The following is a 16,694-nucleotide window of genomic DNA, read 5'->3' as shown; positions in this document are numbered from 1 at the left end:
GCATGCTTATCACCAAGAAGGCTCTCGAAACGATCCAGGCTGAACTCGCGCAATCCGAAAACGGGCAACTCATCGGCTCCCTCGACGACGTCTGGGCGCTCGTGAACGCGGAAAACACCATGCGCGCCGCGCAGGAGCGCCTCGCCGCGAAGCCCGACGAGCTTGGGCTCAGCATCGAGTACGCCGCGATCATCTACCCCACTCCAGAGGGTGCAGCCGACCGGGAGACCGAAACGGATGAGCACCGCGGGTACCGCGTCTTCCCCATTCCCGACAAGCCCCACCCCATTGACCTGCAAAGCGGCACCCTGCGGGCGCTCAGCATTCAACAACCCTGGGTGGAGCGCATCCTGACCGGGCAGAAGAACGTGGAGTACCGAACGTGGCGCGTCACCGAAACGGGCCCGCTGCTCCTGCACGCGTCGCGCACGCAGCGACCCAAGAACTTCGAGGCGGTCGGCATGCAAGACCAGATGAGCGCCCTCCCGTACGGCGCCCTTGTCGGCATCGTTGACGTCGTCGGCGTGGAGTACAACGAACACAACGAGGAGTACGAGTGGCTGCTCGCGCACCCACGACGCTTCCGCACGCCGATTCCGTACAAGGGAGCCGCTGGAATTTTCCGCGTACCCACGCACGTGGTCGCTCAAGAGCTGGCAGGAGCAACCGCGTAACGGCCCCGAACGGACCCCGTGCGGCACGCGCTCGGGGCCCGCCCCTCAGCCCTTACGCTCCCGTGTAGAGCCGCTGCAGAATCCGGCGCAACATCCGTTCATCCAGCGGATGGCTGCTGTACTTCCCGCCAGGAGCGGCGCTCAACACGACATACTCTGCCGTCACGGCAACGCGCCGCTGCTCCAGGGGTCTGCCTGGACCGTTCGCTTCCGGAGCGCCGTTCAACCACTTGGAAACCGAACTCCTCGTGCTGCGCGGGGTCTTCCGACAGGCGGTCCGGCGGCGGCAAGGGATGCCCCAAATCTGCGTACTGGTGCGGCTGAACAGGTACGCCCCCACTCGTCACCTCCGTGGTTACGAGCCGCAATCCAGTGGCGAGGTACAACCGACTGACCGGCACGAGTGGACTTTGCTCCGTTCGGGGGCTCCGAAGTTCCTGCAACTGCTTCAGGAGAAAGCGCGTCACGCTGGGCGTGAACGGGTACACGAGCGCCACGTGTGCTTCTGGAGCGGCTGGAATGCTCATCGCAAGATACTGATGCTCAAGAACTGGTCGCAGGTCCGTCATGCTGTGCTACTACCCCCTTCCCTGCGTGACGCCCTCCCACTGGGGGAAGGGCGCCAGGTGTGTTCTCCTACTGCGTGAGCGCCTTCAGGCGTCACGGCAGCGGGCTGGAGTGCCGAGAGGCTGGTCAGTCGCCCAAGGCGGCCTCTGCCTCACGCTCCCGCCGCTTTTCCTGCAGGAGCCGCACGGCGTCCTCGTAGCTGGACGCCTGCGCGATCCCGTCCGGCTGAGGCTCTGCGCTCGCCTTTGGGGGCCGCCCACGGCGCTTGGCGGGCTGCTCCCCTGCTGCCTTGCCCCGCCTCGCCTTCCCCGCCCCTGCCGCCGCGCGCTCGGCCCGGACGCGCTCCAGCAGCACGCTCGCGGGCTCGTCATTCGGGTCCTGCGGAACCAGTTCGCCCCGGAAGGCCTTGGCCAGCAGCGCAGGCGTTAGGCGGTCAAATGATGCCAGGGCCGCCCTATAACGAGCTTCGAGACGATCAGCGAGAGCGAAGAGGGCTTCAACGCGACGGACGATTTCAGCCTGCTCAGCGAGGGGAGGGAGAAGAAATGGAAAGTCGCGGAGTTTTTGAGCATTGATGTTTGATTGGCTGACCCCGTCCGTTTTTACTTGCCAACAGTAGTCGCGCCCTGCCTTGCTATTAAGGCAGTAGTTAAGATAATCAGGCAGAAGTTTAGAATCACACTTCACTCTAATTAAGTACCCTGCGTAAATGGCTCGCCGCTCACCGCGGTAGACTGCGGTTTTGCCAACGAGTTCAGGACTGTTAGTCCGGTTGAACAGCACATCTCCAGGGTGGAGTTGGTACTTATCAATCTCCTCCTGATCTGAAGTGTATACAAGATCATCCCAGTCTAGCCTTCCCGATTGAATGTTACCCATTCGTAAAACTGGGACTTTTCCAACTTTCAAGGACTTCGCTGATGAACCATAGGAGAAATCAGAGGCACAATCCCTTAATTGGACAGCTTCCCACTCCGCATCCCCGCCGCCTCGCCATTCCCTCGTGAGTTCTCCGCTGACGGCTGCGCTGAGGACGGCTTGCCTGAATCCCTTCAGCAGCTTCGGCACGCGCTCCAGCCGTTCACGCGCCGCCTCCACGCGCGAAAGGAGGGCGTCAAGCTTGTCGGCAATACGACGTTGCTCGGCGAGGGGAGCTAATAGAAGCGGGAGAGCGCTTGCAGCGGCACCAGATAGTTCCTTGAATGTCGTACCCGTAGCACGTAGCTCAGCTTCACGCTTTATGTGCTTGAGGTAGAAATATAAGTATCTACTGTCGATGCCCTCTGGTGGTATGAAGCTCTTGAAGCCCTGGTTCGTGGATACCGGGTTAGCGGCAATAGCAACATATCCGATTGGGGCTCGACTTGAGAATAGCACGCTGCCAGTGGGCAGGAGCATTGCTGAACAAGCAGCATACCCCTTATCAGTCAAATTCCGCGCCCCCTGGCTTATGTACATCCGCTTGTAACCACTAAGATCTGCCGGAGTTATCCACGGGATACCACCCCTTGACGTGAAATTACTCGAATCCTTTGAAGACGGTGTACCGCCTGAAACTACCTGGGTGACCTCTCCTATCGTTGTTTCTACCCATCCATTCGGGAGTGGGCTGCGTTCTACACTCACGCCAACACCCCCGCCTCTTCCAGCTCTTCTTCACTCTCGCCAAGTTCGAGCAGGATGGCCTTGAGTTCTTCCATCGCGCCCTTGAGTTCCGTCAGGGCTTCTTCGGCCAGTTGGGCGGGTTCGGGCAGTTCGCCGCTGCCTTCGCTGTCGTCCTTCAGCCAGGAGATGTCCAGGCTGTCGTTTCGTTCCCGGATCTGCTCGCGCGTAAAGCGGCGGAAGCGGCCCTCCTCGCCGGTGTCGGTGCGCTTTGCGAGCGCTTCCGGGCCGCCTTGCGGGTCGTCGCCGAAGGCCTGTACGAACGCGTCAAAGTGCGCGGGGGTAAGGGGCGTGCGTTTGCCAAAGGCGGGCATGTTGGCGCGCAGGTCGTACACCCAGACTTCCTCGGTGCTGCCCTTCGCGCTGTCGCTGACCTTGGTAAAGAAGAGGACGTTCGTCTTGACACCCTGCGCGTAAAAGATGCCGGTGGGGAGGCGCAGGATGGTGTGCAGGCGGCACTTGTCCATGAGGTCCGCGCGGATCTGCCGTCCCGCACCGCTCTCAAAGAGCACGTTATCCGGCAACACGACGGCGGCGCGCCCGCCGGGGTTCAGGGCGCGGTAGATGTGCTGCAAAAAGGCGAGCTGCTTGTTGTTCGTGGGGTACGTGAAGTCCTCGCGGCTGGTGCGTGTCTCGCCGGAGCCTTTCTTCGTGCCGAACGGCGGGTTGGAGAGGATCAGGGTGGCTTTCGGGAGGGTCTGCCCTTCGGGGCTGAGGGTGTCGCCGTAGCGGATGCCGCTGGAGTCCGGGTCGCTGGCGAGGCCGTGCAGCATGAGGTTCATCAGGGCGAGGCGGTGCGTGTCCTGCACGAGTTCCATGCCGTAGAAGGTGCCGTGCAGGTACTTCTGCTGCTTCTCTTGCGGCATGTCCCACACGTCCTCGTGTGTGTCGATGTAGTGATGCGCGGCGATCAGGAAGCCGCCCGTTCCCGCCGCCGGGTCCTGAATGACGTCGTCCGAGGTGGGTTTCATGACGCGTACGATGGCGTCGATGAGGGGGCGGGGCGTGAAGTACTGCCCGGCGCCGCTCTTCTTCTCGGTCGCGTTCTTCTCCAGCAGGCCCTCGTACAGGTCCCCGAGGCCTTCTTCCTTCGCGGAGTACCAGTCGAGGGCGTGGATGTCCTCCACGAGCTTGCTGAGGGTCGCGGGTTTCTTGATGAAGGACGCGGCGTTCGCGAAGATGGCCTGCACGAGCTTGCTGCCGTGCCCGCCGAGGTGCACGAGCAGGTGCCGGTAGAACGGGAGGCGCTCCGGGGGCGTCTTGGCGCGCAGGTCGTCCCAGCGGTACCCGTCGGGGAGTTGGCTTTCCTGCCCGGTTTCCTTCGCCATCTTCAGAAACAGCAGGTACGTGAGTTCGGTGACGTACTGGTGATACGTGACGCCGTCGTCGCGGAGGTCGTTGCAGAGGTTCCAGAGCTTCTGGACGATGTCGGTCGTGCGTTGTGTCATGGTGGTCTTTCGGGTCAGGCGGTGGCGCGGGGGGTCCAGATGGCGTCGCTGAGGGCGCCCAGCACGCGCTCTAGGTTACCGCCGAAGATGCGGTCGAGTCGGGCGTAGTCAGCGCCGTGCTGCCGGAACAGCCCGGCGGGGTCGTCGAGCGCCTCGCGGTCCACGACGACATTCGCTTTTATTTGCTTTGCGAGGCGTTGCAGCCAGGTGCGCTGCGTTGCCGTCCAGTTGCCCTGCCCGAGGACCTGCGCGAGCGCCTCATCCACGCGCTGACCAAACGGAATGAGGGGGTCGACCGCCGCGAGGGCGCGGATGTACCCCACGAGGCGCGCGGCAACATCCACCTGGTTCGCCTCGCGCCACGCCACCTGAAGGTTCGTTTCCGTGTACCCGGCCTGGTTGAGGTGCAAGACGAGTTCGCGCAGGTCCTGCCGGGTGAGGTCGCGCGGGCGCGTGAGGACCGTCACGAGGGCGGGGATCTTGTCCTGGTTCTCCAGGATGAACGTCCGGAAGCCCTCGAGGTAGTCCTCGGGGCGGGTGGCGTTCCCGTAGCCGCGCTCGACGGCGATGACCTGATCGTCGTGCTCGGAGATCAGCACGGGGGTTCCGCGCGTAGGGTTCTTGCGGTCGAGGAGTTCCGTGAGGCCCCCAAAGCGCGTGAACCACTCCGCGACGGCCTCCACGGGCTGCTTGCGGAGTTCCTGCACGAACGCCTTGGGGGTCATGCCGGTGATCGTCTCGAAGTCCTGCTTCGCGGCGTCCGTGAGGTGGCCGCTCTTGCCTTGCAGTTTCGCGACGAGCTGGTCGCGCACAAAGGCGCGGTCCTCGTCGCTGGCGGCGCGCCGCAGTTCCTGCCCGAGCTGCGTGAACGTCACGCCTGGGGTGACGACGACGGGCTTCATGGTCGTGAAGTCCTCGAGGGCCTCGTAGGCGCGAACGGCGTCGTAGATGCGGAAGGTTTCCTTCTCGATCTCGTCGCAGCGGCGGGTGGCGCGGCCCAGCATCTGCTCGAACAGGATGCGGCTCCCGACGCGCCGCAGAAACACGAGGTTCGTGATGGGCGGCACGTCCACGCCGGTCGTGAGGAGGTCCACCGTGACGGCCACGGTCGGCAGGTGCTCGTTCTTGTAGCGGCGGATGAGTTCAAGCGGCTTGTGGCTCGCACCGGTGATCTTGACGACGGCGTCGTCGTCCACCTCGCCGTACTGCTCCCGGAAGGCTTCCTTCAGGAGCGTCACGACGAGGTCCGCGTGAGCGTCGTTCACGCAGAACACCAGCGTCTTTTCTTGCCCGGCGGGGTCGATGTGCCGCGCGAGTTCCCGGCACACGGCGCGGTTAAAGCTCTCCGTGATGACCTTCTTGTTGAAGTCCTCCACGTCCAGGCCGATCTCGTCCGGGGTTCTGAAGAGCGCTACCTCGTGCCTCACGGGGTCGTACACCTTGACGTCCGAACCGGCCTTCCAGCGAATGCCGTTCTCGCTGAGTTCCGTCTTGATCTGCACGGGGGGCTCGTGGTCGATCAGGTACCCGTCAAGGACCGCCTCGCGGTAACTGTACGTGAAGACCGGCTCCCCGAAGATTTCGGTGGTGTGCAGGGCGGGCGTGGCGGTCAGGCCGATCTTCATGGCGTCGAAGTGCTCCAGCACGCGCCGGTACTTGCTGATGTAGTCCGCCTCGTCCCGGAAGGCGTGCTCCGCCGGGGCGAGTTCGCGGTCAAGCGTGTATCCGCGGTGGCACTCATCCACAATGATGCAGTCGTACGCGTCCACCGGAAGGGGGGTGGCGTCCTCCGCGTCGTCAAAGAGGCGGTGCACCATGCCCTGCACGGTCGCGACGTGCACGCTGGTATCCGCGTCGGGCACGGCGTCCTCCAGGGTCTTGAGGCCGAAGATGTCCGCGAAGGTCTGCAGGCTCTCCATGCGCGTTTCCTGGAAGGCGTTCGCGGCCTGCTCCCCGAGGGCCGTACGGTCCACGAGGAACAGCACGCGCCGGAAGCGCCGCGCCTTTAGGAGGCGGTAGATGAGCGCGATGCAGGTTTTCGTCTTGCCCGTCCCGGTGGCCATCGCGAGCAAGGCCTCGTTGCGGGTGCGCTCGGGGTCCGCGAGAAACGCTTCGACGGCGCGGATGGCGGCCTTCTGGTAGGGGCGCAGGCCTAGGTCGTACTCCAGTGGTTCGTTTCGGAGACGCTCTTCGGCCGCGTTCGCGTCAAGGGCGAGGAGGCCCGCGAGGCCTTCGGGCGTGTGCCAGCCGGGGAGGGCCGTGGCGAGGTTCTGCCGTCGGCGCAGGTCGCGGAACCACACGCCGCTTTGCGTGCGGAGCTGACGCAGGTACGGGCGGCCGTTCGTGGCGTACACGAAGGGAATGCGGTACTCGCCCCACGGTCCGCCGGGCATGGCGTCCACGGTTTCGGGGATAAAGGCGCGGCTGTAGCGTTTGGCCTGCTCCAGCGCGCCCGGCACGTCCACGGCCTTGCGCTTGGCCTCCACGACCGCGACGGGCGTCAGGCCGAGAAACAGCACGTAGTCCGCGTGGCCGTGCTCGACGGGCCATTCGGCAATCGCCATGTTCTTGCCCTTTTCGGGCCGCGTGCCAAGCGCGTACCTGAGGCGCTGGGAGTCCACGATCCACCCGACTTCCGCGAGCTGCCGGTCGATGAGCTGCCGCGTCTGCGCTTCGGTGAGGTGCACGCCCCCAGCGGCCTTGTCGGCGGCGGCGATGAGGCGCGCGCGGTCCTGCGTCTTGCCGCGCGCCTGGAGTTCCGCGAGGTGCCGCTCCGCTTCGGCGCGGGCGCGTTCGACTTCCTCACGGAGGCGCTGCAGCTCCTGCGCGGGCGCGTCCTCCTCCCGCGCGGGCGGCACGAAGTCCGCCGTGCGAAAGTCCGGGTCGTGGAAGGTGCGGTAGTACCACACGCTGAGAATCCACGCGTACTTCAGGGTCTCCAGGGCGAGCGTGCCGTCCCCCTGAAACTCGTGGTTGGCCTTGTTCCCCACACGGCGCACCTCGTCGAAGAGGGTGAACACTTCGGGCGGAAGGATGCCTTCGCGCGACAGGCGGCGCAGCAGGTCGTACTGGCTCTCCCCCGCTTGCTCGTACGCCCCCGCGCGGGACGCGGTGGTCTGCGCGAGGAGCTCCGCAAACTGCCGCTGCTTGAGGAGGCTGGTGTTTGGGTCGTCGATGAGAAAGCGTTCGGCGAGAACAGCGAGGCGGTGCAGTTGAGGTTCAGTGCTCTCCAGGTGGGCGAAGTTGACGGAATGCACAGGCTTCACGGGCTCCTTCCTCCCATATTGAGGGGACCAAGCGGGAAACCTCAACATTATGAAGGCGAGCGGCCCTGCTCTGTCGCGCTGATGCCTCCGCCGTCGGTGAGCCGCAGAACAGAAAAAACTCCCCATGAAGGGGAGCTTTGGTGGTAGACCCGAGCGGATTTGAACCGCTGACCCCTACCGTGTCAAGGTAGTGCTCTACCCCTGAGCTACGAGTCTATGGCGAGGGGGAGGGTGGAGGCGCTGACCGGATTCGAACCGGTGAATCGAGGTTTTGCAGACCTCTGCCTTACCACTTGGCTACAGCGCCGCTGTACTCGCCGTGGGGCGGCTGGGGGACTCAACCTCGACCAGCGGAAGGAATCTTAGCATGCCCTCCCGGACGTGTAAAGCGGGACACCACCTGCCAAGCGCCCCGCTGACGACCGGTTCCCGGGCAAGCTGTCTTCGGCTTACTCCTGGGCGGTTCTCAGAGACGATCAAGGCCGCTTCATCAAAGGAGCACGGCAGGCCGAGGGCGAGACGGCACAGACTCGGTTGTGACGCGTCACGGCTGGTTGGGCATGAACTGGAGCGAAGTTTTGTTGCCGCAGACTCCGCCGCTGGAAATCTTTGTGCGCGGAACGGTGACCTATCTGGCACTGTTTCTGCTGCTGCGCCTTGTGCTTAAGCGCGAGACCAGCGGCCTAGGGATCACTGACCTGTTGGTGGTGGTGCTGATTGCGGATGCAGCGGGCAATGGGATGTCCGGGAACTACAGTTCGGTGCCCGACGGCCTCCTGCTCGTGGGCACCATCATCTTTTGGAGCTGGTGTCTGAACTGGTTGGGCTACCGTTTTCCGCGCTTCGAACGGCTGGTCCATCCCCCGCCGCTCCCCCTGGTCAAGGACGGCAAGATGCTGCGGCGCAACATGCGCCAGGAACTCATCACCGAGGAAGAGCTGATGAGCCAGCTGCGCCAACAAGGCGTGCATGAGCTCGCAGAGGTCAAGCTGGCGTGTATGGAGGGTGACGGCAACATCAGCGTGATCGCCCGCGACTCACCCAAGCCGGGCGACCAGAAGAAACCGCCCTCCTGAGGAAGGCGGCGAGAGTGCAGGCTTCTTTTCCTGGGCCCTCAGGCGCGCGTGCGGTAGCGTTCCTGAAGCTCACGCAGCAGCTCGGTCAACGGGACGCCCTTGCGTTCTTGGTGGCCTTGCGGGGTGCGTTCGCGCACGCTGACTTCCCGCCGCGCCTCCTCCTGGTCTCCCACGATCAGCATCACCGGGATTTTGGCAAGCTCCGCACTGCGGATCTTGGCGTTCATGCGGTTGGCCGAGTCATCCACCTCTGCGCGCAACCCCGCCGCCTTGAACTCGTTCGCGAGCGTCTCGGCATAGGCGTTATGGCGATCGGCGATGGGGATGATCACGACCTGCCGGGGCGCGAGCCAGAAGGGGAAGTCTCCGCCGTAGTGCTCGATCAGGATGCCCACAAAGCGCTCTAGGCTGCCAAAGGGCGCGCGGTGAATCATCACCGGACGGTGCGGTAAACCGTCCTCGCCGGTGTAGGCGATGTCAAAGCGCTCGGGCAGGTTGTAGTCAACCTGGATGGTGCCCAGCTGCCACTCACGGCCCAGCACGTCCTTGACGACGAAGTCGAGTTTGGGGCCATAAAAGGCGGCGTCGCCCGGTTCCACCGCATACGGCAGGCCAACTTCCTCCACCGCCTCGATAATCTGGCGCTCGGCCACCTCCCACTGGGCCGGATCGCCCACGTACTTGCCGGACTCGGGATCACGCACCCCTACGCGGAAGCGCACGTCGTTCATGCCGAAGGTCTTCAGGACAAGCACCGTGAGATCCAGCACGTCCAGGAATTCCTTTTTGAGCTGATCGGGCCGCGCGAAGATGTGCGCGTCATCCTGCGTAAAGCCGCGCACCCGCGTGAGGCCGTTGAGCTCGCCGCTCATCTCGTAGCGGTACACCGTGCCGAACTCGGCAAGCCTCACCGGCAGGTCGCGGTAGCTTCTGGGCTTACTCGCGTAGATGCGCACGTGAAAGGGGCAATTCATCGGCTTGAGCATGTACTGCTCGTCGTCCACCGTGACCGGCTCGAACTGGCTGTCCGCGTAGTACGGATAGTGACCGCTGGTGCGGAAGAGGTCGAGGTTTCCGATGTTGGGCGTCACCACACCCTGATAGCCGCGCTGAAACTGCTGCTCGCGCAGAAAGCGGGTGAGTTCGTCGCGCACGATGGTGCCGTTGGGCAGCCACATGGGCAGGCCCTTCCCGACCAGCGGATCAATCAGAAAGAGTTCCAGCTCGCGCCCCAGCTTGCGGTGGTCGCGGCGCTTGGCCTCCTCAAGCCGCGCCAGGTACTCGTCGAGTTCCTTTTGGGTGGCAAAGGCCACGCCGTAGACGCGCTGAAGAATCGGGTTCTTCTCGTTGCCACGCCAGTACGCGCCCGACGTGCTCATCAGCTTAAACGCCGCGGGCAGCTTCCCCGTGTTCGGGAAGTGGGGTCCCCGGCAAAGGTCCACGTAGTCACCCTGTTGGTAGAGCGTAATGGGCTCGTCCTCGGGCAATTCGCGGATGAGTTCCTGCTTGTAGGGATCGTAGGCGAACTGCGCCAACGCCTCTTCCTTGCTCACCTCACGGCGGGAGAAGTCCAGCCCACGCGAGAGGATGTCACGCATGATCCGCTCGATCTCCGGCAGGTCTTCCTCACGCAGGGGCTCGGGCAGGTCAAAATCCTGATACCAGCCGTTCTCGATGGCCGGGCCGACTCCGCGCTTGATGTCCTGCGGGCCGTACCCCTTGGCTCGGTAGAACTCACCGACCGCCTGGCTCATCACGTGGCCCAGCGAGTGGCGGAACACGGGAGCAGCGTCGGCGGGATTCTTTTTTGTGATGAGGCTGATGTTCGCGCCGTCGGGCAGGGGCGTCAGCAGGTCCACCAGCTCGCCGTTGGCGGTGGCGGCCAGGGCGTCCTGGGCGAGGCGAGGGCCGATGGCGCGGGCGGCGTCCAGGGCCGTCGCGCCCCCTGGCAGTTCGAGCTGTTTACCGTCGGGAAGGATGACGTGCATAGAAACTCCTTGAAAGGTCAGGTCAAAAGAAAACCCGGGCTGGCCGCGAGTCAGCAGAACGCCTGAGAGCAGGGGACGTGGCTCTCAGGCGCTTGGAGTTCGCGTGGCCCAGCTCGGGTGAGACATTCGCTCTGACACGCCGCCGCACATCACCAGACCGGGGGAATGGGCGGGGAGGCTCATGGGGCTAAGATAGCGGGCGAGAGGACGGGGAGCAAGCGAACAAAACGCCCGCACCCGGCCAGGAGCGCGAGCTCTTCTCGGGCATCCCCTGGAGATTCCGCCGAACTGGCTGTCCATCAGCCTCAAGGCCAGCGAGACCAGCACGCTGAGGACACCGGCGAGAACGCCACGGACAAAGGCAGACAGGAACGGCCTCCCTCAGGCCGCTCCTGTCCTCGCCGAAACTAGAGCCCCGCTTCGGCCAAAAAGGCATCGAGCTTCTGGGGGCGGAAGCCGCTCAGGCTGCGGGCCACGCCGCCGCTCACCAGGGTCGGTACACTGCGCTTCCCACCGTTCACGCTCATCACGTACTCGGCGGCCCCCTCGTCCTGCTCGATATTGATCTCTTCGAAGGGAATACCCCTGCTCGTCAGGGCACGCTTGGCCGCGTGACAATCCGGGCACCAACTCGTCGTGTACATCTTGATCATGGCCTAACTTTACAAAACAAAGCGGGGGGGTGCCGGGACACAGAACACCGTCACGTCCCGCGGCGGCCCTGGCCTCCGCTCAGACGCTCGCGGGGGCTTCTGGCCGAGCGGACGCGGTCTTGGGGGCCTCGGGACGAGCCGCCTCGCTGCGCTTGGGTGTGCCCTTGGGCGCCATGATCATGTTCATGTCCATGCCCATCATGCTGGGTGTGCCTTCCGGAGCCCCCACATCGGCCAGCGTTTCCGCCACGCGGTGCAGGATGCGCTCGCCGAGTTCGGGGTGGGTCCGTTCGCGGCCGCGGAACATGATGGTGACCTTGACCTTGTGACCTTCTTCGAGAAAGCGGCGCACGTGGCCAGTCTTGGTGTTGAAGTCGTGGTCGTCGATCTTCACACGGAACTTGATCGCCTTGACTTCCTGTGCCCGAGCCCGCCGGCGGTTTTCTTTCTCGTTCTGCTGCTGCTCGTAGCGGAACCGGCCATAGTCGAGCAGGCGGCAGACGGGCGGAACGGCCTGGGGCCCAACCATCACCAGATCAAGGCCCTGTTCACGCGCCATCGCCAGCGCGTCACGCGTGTCGATGATTCCGATCTGCTCACCCTCTGCGCCGATCAGGCGGATCTGACGGACGCGAATCTGCTCGTTGACCTTATGTTCTTTCGCTATTGTCATCACCTCCGCACGCCTCCCATCTTGGCGTTTCGCACGCCGACGGGCAGGCGGCTGCAAGCCCCTTTCTGGGCATGACAAGCTATTTTACCACGCAGTCGGCCCTTGCGCCCCAGGGTTTTCTCTCACCCGGCGCAGCCCGAGTGGCCGGTTCCCCGCCCCTTCCGCGCTGAGGTCGGGGGCTCGCTGGCCTTGTGTCACGCTGCTGGGCCCGCCGCGCGCCCAAAATGGCGCAGAAAGCGCCTGGGGCTGGGGCTCGCGGCGTATGAGAAAGGACCCTAAGCCGCCCTTCAGGTCTCTTGCACTCTTCCTGCCCCCAGCCTAGAGTTTGTGTCATGGGAACACTCTCCCTGCCGCCACAGGCCACCCAGGTCGGCCTGGCTGTGGACGTCGCGGCCTTTGCGATTCACGCGGCGGAGCTGCGGGTGCTGCTGGTGCAGCGGGGCGAGCTGCCACACGCCCACGCCTGGGCGCTGCCGGGCGGCTTCGTACACCCCGGCGAGGCGCTCCACGAAGCTGCCCTGCGCGAACTGCGCACCGAGACCACGGTCGCGCTCGAGCCCCGGCACCTCGAGCAGTTCTATACCTTTGGAGAGGTCAACCGCGATCCGCGGGGGCGCATCGTCTCGGTCGCGCACCTGGCCGTTCTCGCGCACGGCACGGTAGAGGTCGCGGCGGGCGGGCATACCCTCGGAGCAGCCTGGTTCCCGGCGCACCGCCCACCACCCCTGGCCTTTGATCACGCGGCCATTCTCGACCGAGCGATCAAGCGCCTGCAGGTGCGTCTGGAATACGCCAATCTCGCGCTGGAATTCCTGCCCGACACCTTCACGCTGCCCGAGCTCCAGGGGGTGTACGAGGCGATTTTGAACCGGCCGCTCGACAAGCGCAACTTCCGCAAGCGGCTGTTGGCGCAGGGCATCCTGGTGCCCAGCGGCGAGCGGCGCAGCGGCGTGGGTCGTCCCGCCCAACTGTACCGGCGGGCTAAGGGCACACGAACGGTGGCCCTGTAGCGCGGTCTGGCCCGTTCTACCCCCCACGATCTGCCGGGCCTTCCCCGGGTAGAATCTTCCGGTTATGGACATGAAGAAGCTGATGAAACAGATGCAGCAGGCGCAGGTGGCCGCCGCCAAGATTCAGGAGAACCTGGCCGCGCAGACCGTCCAGGGGACGGCGAGCGGCCTGGTCACGGTCACCATGAACGGTCACGGCAAGGTGACGGGCCTCAAGATCAAGCCGCAGGCCGTTGACCCTGCCGATGTGGAGGCTTTAGAAGACCTGCTGCTGGTCGCCCTTCAGGACGCGACCGCCAAGGCCGAGGCGCTGCAACAGGAGGCGACGCGCGGGCTGGGGCTTCCAGGATTCTGATGGGGCGCGTGCGTTCCGCGTTCAGGGGCCTGGGAGGTGAGGCGTGAAATATCCGCCTTCCCTGGTGGCGCTGATCCGGGAACTGTCGCGGCTGCCCGGCATCGGGCCGAAAAGCGCGCAACGGCTGGCCTTTTACCTCTTTGAGCAGCCGCGGGAGGACATCGAGCGGCTGGCAGGAGCGCTGCTCTCGGCCAAGCGCGAGCTGCATACCTGCCCGGTCTGTTTCAACATCACCGACGCCGAGCGCTGCGACGTGTGCAGCGATCCTACCCGCGACCAGAACATGATCTGTGTGGTGGAGGAGCCCGGCGACGTGATCGCCATCGAGCGCAGCGGGGAGTACCGCGGCCTCTATCACGTGCTGCACGGCGTGCTGAGCCCGATGAACGGCGTCGGCCCCGAGCAACTGCACATCAAGCCGCTCTTGCCGCGGGTGCGGCCGGGCCTAGAGGTGATCCTGGCGACCGGCACGACCGTCGAGGGGGACGCCACCGCCCTGTATCTGCAACGCCTGCTTGAACCGCTGGGCGCGGAGGTGAGCCGCATCGCCTACGGCCTGCCGGTGGGCGGCGCGCTTGAATACGCCGATGAGGTCACCCTGGGCCGGGCCCTGAGCGGACGCCGTCGCGTGAGCGAACCCGCCGCTCCCCGCCGGGGCCCGGACGAGCCGGATGGCCCGGCCCCAGCCTCAACACCGCGCTAGCCCTTGGCCTCGGCCCATTGGGGTAGGGTAAGGGCGTGTCCGCTGCCTCTAACCCCCTCCCCCCCGCCCCGCTGCCGGAGTGGCTGCTGCCCGTCACCCTGACCGGTCAGCACGTGACGCTGTGCCCCCTGACCGAGGAGCACGCGGCGGACCTCTGCGCCGGGGCCGATGAGGAGACCTTCGCGCTGCTCGCGCGGGGTGGCCCAGCAGAGCCGACCGTTGCGGGCTGGGCCGACTACATTCGCGGGCTCAATGCTCTGCCTGCCCGGGTGAACTGGGCGGTGTTGATGGGCGGCCGAGCCGTGGGCCGAATCAGCTACAGCGAGGTCAAGGTCAGTGACCGCTGGGCCGAGATCGGCACCATGCTGGTCCCCGCCGCGCGCGGCACGGCCGCCAACCCAGAGGCAAAGCTGCTGCTGCTGACCCGCGCCTTTGAGGTGCTGGGGGCGAACCGGGTACAGTTCAAGGTGGATGCTCGCAATGCCCGCAGCCTGCGGGCGCTGGAAAAGCTCGGCGCGGTGCGCGAAGGTACCCTGCGGCAGTATCAGGTGCGGCCCGGTGGGGTTGCCCGTGACAGCGTGATGTTCAGCATTCTGCACGGTGAGTGGCCTGCGGTCAAAGCCAGGCTGCACGCCCGGCTGGCCCACTTCCCCTGAGCTGGGGATGAGTCGCCGCCGGGCGTTTGTCATGGGCGCGGCGGGTACACTGGGCGGGATGCACAAGCACCGTGTTGGGTCCTGCCGAGGTCGGGCCGCCCTCTGTTGTGCCCTGGCGGGTGGCCTGCTCGCTCCTGCGGCGCAAGGGCTGGTCGTGCCCCTCCAGGGCTGGACCCCCGTGAACGGCAACGCCAACGTGTGGACCGACCCGGCGGGCGCCTGCGTGCTGCGCGAGGAGCGACACGGCCAGGCTTTCCCCACCTTCCGGACGCAGGACGAAGCCCGCCGCTTCGCGCTCCGGCTTCAGAGCAGCCTCGCTCAAAGCCGGTTGCGCGAGGTTGTGACGCAACCCGTAGACCGAGCCGGAACCTGGGCTGTCCTGGCCGCCTACACCCACGAGGACAAGGGCGTCGCCTACCGCATCAGCGAACTCTACCTCAGTGACGCTGGCCTTTTGCGCACCGTCACCGGCAGCAGCGCTCAACACGAGGCCAGCGCGTGCGTGAACGAGATGCGGACGTTTTTGCGGTACCAGGCGAAGTGAGGCGGGGCTGAGCGCCGCCTGCTACCCTGCTCGAGATGGCGCGGCGAGTCAATCCCATTCAAGACCGGGCACGGCGCGCGGCGCTGGAAAAGGCAGCGTACCTCGCCCTCTACGAACGGGGGTATGCGGGGGTCACGCTGGCCGACATCGCGCGGCACGCTGGCGTCAGCAAGGGAACGCTCGCCTACCACTTCGGCAGTCGGGCGGGGCTCCTGGCCGCGGTCATGCGGCGCTTCACCCGAACGATCACGGTTGCGACCCGGCGGGCGCTGCGCCAGGCAGCCACACCAGAAGCCAAGCTGACCGCCTACGTCGAGAACCAGTTCTACGGAGTAGAAAACACCCGTCGCTTCTACACGGTGTCGCTGGACTTCCTGGCCGCCGCGACCCGTGACCCCGAACTGATGGCCGTGCAGCGCGACTTTCAGCGCGAGACGCTGACCCTCGACCTCGAGCTTGCGCGCCTTGCGGGGGACGCGGGCGCGGGAGAGCGAGCACGGCTGCTGCGGGCACTTGTCGAGGGCCTCAGCGTGCGTTTTCTGGCCGATCCGGCTCCGGATCTCGCGGCCTACCGCGCCGAGTGCCTGCGGGGGCTCCGGGCGATTCTGGGCTGGGAGGCTCCTCCCGGCTGAGGGCCGCCAGCGCCGCCGCCACCCGCCGCGCCCCCTCGATCAGCCGGGGACCGGGCCGCCCCAAACCGCTCTCGGGCACCCCCACGACGGGGACGCCGAGGCCGCGCGCCTCGATCACCTCCGGGCGCAAGCGCTTCGCGCCGCACCACGAGCACACGATCAGGTCCGGGCGGGCCCGGCGCACCTCCTCCAGGGCAAGGGGCGTGCTGCGGCCTGGCCGGTCCGCCAGGGCATTCACCGCCCCCAGCGTCTCCAGCAGATCGGTCACCCACGAGTCACGGGTGGCCGCAATGATGGGCTTGGGCCACCACTCGACCAGAACTCGGGGAGGTCGGGAAAGGGGGCGGGCCAAGCCGCGCAGCTCGCTCTCGAGCGCTCCCGCCACGGCTTGCGCCCGCTCCGGCAGGCCGATGGCCGCACCGATCTCGCGGATATCACGCAGGGTGTCCTGCACGCTGACCGGGTCAAGCACCAGCGTGGGCAGCCCCGCTGCCTGCACCTCTGCGACCACACGTTCCATCCCCGGCACGCTGAGGCTCGCCAGCACCAGGTCAGGCTGAGTCTCCCGCAGCGCCGCCACGTCGATCTTCAGATCCGGACCGACCCGCCGCGCTCGCTCCAGCCCCGGCGCGTCGCTGTGGCGGTCTACGGCCACCACCCAGCCCGCCACCCCAAGAGCGGCGAGAATATCCGAATTGCTGGCGGTCAGCGAGGCGAGGCGCATCATCAGAGCATAGCGGTTGGCGTGCGGCGGCCCAGCGTTCGCAGAGCCGCAGGGCAAGCGGAA

At 65.7% G+C, this 16,694-nt stretch carries 15 protein-coding genes and 2 tRNA genes; 8 read left to right on the top strand and 9 right to left on the bottom strand.

Annotated elements, in window-relative coordinates; translation table 11 throughout:
- Nucleotides 1-2 precede the first annotated feature (2 nt).
- The gene (locus tag EI73_RS00625) at nt 3-674 is read left to right on the top strand and encodes an ASCH domain-containing protein (RefSeq protein WP_034383093.1); all 672 of its coding nucleotides are present in this window, start codon (nt 3-5) and stop codon (nt 672-674) included.
- A 693-nt stretch (nt 675-1,367) separates the two neighbouring features.
- Here the strand turns inward: EI73_RS00625 and EI73_RS15810 are convergent.
- From EI73_RS15810 to EI73_RS00595, 5 genes are all read right to left on the bottom strand, one after another.
- A complete protein-coding gene (locus EI73_RS15810; protein ID WP_081908930.1) occupies nt 1,368-2,867 on the bottom strand; it encodes a restriction endonuclease subunit S in 1,500 nt (499 codons plus the stop codon).
- Nucleotides 2,864-4,351, bottom strand: a complete 1,488-nt coding sequence (locus tag EI73_RS00610) for an N-6 DNA methylase (protein WP_034383090.1) — start codon at nt 4,349-4,351, stop codon at nt 2,864-2,866. Before EI73_RS00610 ends, EI73_RS15810 begins: the two co-directional genes overlap by 4 nt.
- A gap of 14 nt (nt 4,352-4,365) precedes the next feature.
- The gene (hsdR, locus tag EI73_RS00605; protein ID WP_034383089.1) at nt 4,366-7,617 is read right to left on the bottom strand and encodes a type I restriction-modification system endonuclease; all 3,252 of its coding nucleotides are present in this window, start codon (nt 7,615-7,617) and stop codon (nt 4,366-4,368) included.
- A 141-nt stretch (nt 7,618-7,758) separates the two neighbouring features.
- Nucleotides 7,759-7,833 (bottom strand) — tRNA-Val (locus EI73_RS00600).
- Between the two features lie 16 nt (nt 7,834-7,849).
- A tRNA-Cys gene (locus EI73_RS00595) sits at nt 7,850-7,924 on the bottom strand.
- 229 nt (nt 7,925-8,153) lie between these two features.
- Between EI73_RS00595 and EI73_RS00590 the strand changes: the two genes are divergently transcribed.
- On the top strand, nt 8,154-8,693 hold the full coding sequence (locus tag EI73_RS00590) for a DUF421 domain-containing protein (RefSeq protein WP_197050727.1): 540 nt from the start codon (nt 8,154-8,156) through the stop codon (nt 8,691-8,693).
- Between the two features lie 38 nt (nt 8,694-8,731).
- Here EI73_RS00590 and thrS read toward each other — a convergent pair whose 3' ends face one another.
- The 3 genes from thrS to infC form a co-directional block, all read right to left on the bottom strand.
- Nucleotides 8,732-10,681: a threonine--tRNA ligase gene (gene thrS, locus EI73_RS00585; RefSeq protein WP_034383087.1), complete on the bottom strand. Its 1,950-nt coding sequence runs from the start codon at nt 10,679-10,681 to the stop codon at nt 8,732-8,734.
- Nucleotides 10,682-11,088: 407 nt separating this feature from the next.
- Entirely contained in the window at nt 11,089-11,334 is a 246-nt protein-coding gene (locus EI73_RS00580) for a glutaredoxin family protein (RefSeq protein ID WP_034383086.1), read from the bottom strand.
- Between the two features lie 79 nt (nt 11,335-11,413).
- Nucleotides 11,414-12,010 carry a translation initiation factor IF-3 gene (gene infC, locus EI73_RS00575; protein WP_034383084.1) on the bottom strand — a complete coding sequence of 199 codons (597 nt, stop codon included), beginning with the start codon at nt 12,008-12,010 and terminating at the stop codon, nt 11,414-11,416.
- Between the two features lie 329 nt (nt 12,011-12,339).
- Between infC and EI73_RS00570 the strand changes: the two genes are divergently transcribed.
- The 6 genes from EI73_RS00570 to EI73_RS00545 all read left to right on the top strand — a co-directional run bounded on the left by EI73_RS00570 (nt 12,340) and on the right by EI73_RS00545 (nt 15,907).
- Nucleotides 12,340-13,017 carry an NUDIX domain-containing protein gene (locus EI73_RS00570; RefSeq protein WP_034383082.1) on the top strand — a complete coding sequence of 226 codons (678 nt, stop codon included), beginning with the start codon at nt 12,340-12,342 and terminating at the stop codon, nt 13,015-13,017.
- Nucleotides 13,018-13,081: 64 nt separating this feature from the next.
- A complete protein-coding gene (locus EI73_RS00565) occupies nt 13,082-13,372 on the top strand; it encodes a YbaB/EbfC family nucleoid-associated protein (RefSeq protein ID WP_034383080.1) in 291 nt (96 codons plus the stop codon).
- Between the two features lie 43 nt (nt 13,373-13,415).
- A complete protein-coding gene (gene recR / locus EI73_RS00560) occupies nt 13,416-14,075 on the top strand; it encodes a recombination mediator RecR (protein WP_034383077.1) in 660 nt (219 codons plus the stop codon).
- Nucleotides 14,076-14,110: 35 nt separating this feature from the next.
- Entirely contained in the window at nt 14,111-14,731 is a 621-nt protein-coding gene (locus tag EI73_RS00555; protein ID WP_034383075.1) for a GNAT family N-acetyltransferase, read from the top strand.
- Between the two features lie 58 nt (nt 14,732-14,789).
- A complete protein-coding gene (locus tag EI73_RS00550) occupies nt 14,790-15,275 on the top strand; it encodes a hypothetical protein (RefSeq protein WP_156103424.1) in 486 nt (161 codons plus the stop codon).
- Between the two features lie 35 nt (nt 15,276-15,310).
- Nucleotides 15,311-15,907: a TetR family transcriptional regulator C-terminal domain-containing protein gene (locus EI73_RS00545; RefSeq protein WP_034383070.1), complete on the top strand. Its 597-nt coding sequence runs from the start codon at nt 15,311-15,313 to the stop codon at nt 15,905-15,907.
- Here the strand turns inward: EI73_RS00545 and EI73_RS00540 are convergent.
- Complete coding sequence (locus EI73_RS00540; protein ID WP_081909032.1) at nt 15,801-16,631, bottom strand: helical backbone metal receptor; 831 nt, start codon at nt 16,629-16,631, stop codon at nt 15,801-15,803. The genes EI73_RS00545 and EI73_RS00540 overlap by 107 nt on opposite strands.
- Between the last annotated feature and the right edge of the window lie 63 nt (nt 16,632-16,694).

The sequence above is a fragment of the Deinococcus sp. YIM 77859 genome, assembly GCF_000745175.1.
GTDB lineage: Bacteria > Deinococcota > Deinococci > Deinococcales > Deinococcaceae > Deinococcus.
Note: the sequence above shows the minus strand (reverse complement) of the source record. Positions and strands in the feature narration are given on the sequence as shown.

Coding starts and splice junctions, on each gene's coding strand:
- EI73_RS00610 (WP_034383090.1), bottom strand. CDS start 4,351: ATGACACAACGCACGACCGACATCGTCCAGAAGCTCTGGAACCTCTGC.
- EI73_RS00540 (WP_081909032.1), bottom strand. CDS start 16,631: ATGCGCCTCGCCTCGCTGACCGCCAGCAATTCGGATATTCTCGCCGCT.
- EI73_RS00550 (WP_156103424.1), top strand. CDS start 14,790: ATGCACAAGCACCGTGTTGGGTCCTGCCGAGGTCGGGCCGCCCTCTGT.
- EI73_RS00625 (WP_034383093.1), top strand. CDS start 3: ATGCTTATCACCAAGAAGGCTCTCGAAACGATCCAGGCTGAACTCGCG.
- thrS (WP_034383087.1), bottom strand. CDS start 10,681: ATGCACGTCATCCTTCCCGACGGTAAACAGCTCGAACTGCCAGGGGGC.
- EI73_RS00565 (WP_034383080.1), top strand. CDS start 13,082: ATGGACATGAAGAAGCTGATGAAACAGATGCAGCAGGCGCAGGTGGCC.
- EI73_RS00580 (WP_034383086.1), bottom strand. CDS start 11,334: ATGATCAAGATGTACACGACGAGTTGGTGCCCGGATTGTCACGCGGCC.
- EI73_RS00545 (WP_034383070.1), top strand. CDS start 15,311: ATGGCGCGGCGAGTCAATCCCATTCAAGACCGGGCACGGCGCGCGGCG.
- EI73_RS00570 (WP_034383082.1), top strand. CDS start 12,340: ATGGGAACACTCTCCCTGCCGCCACAGGCCACCCAGGTCGGCCTGGCT.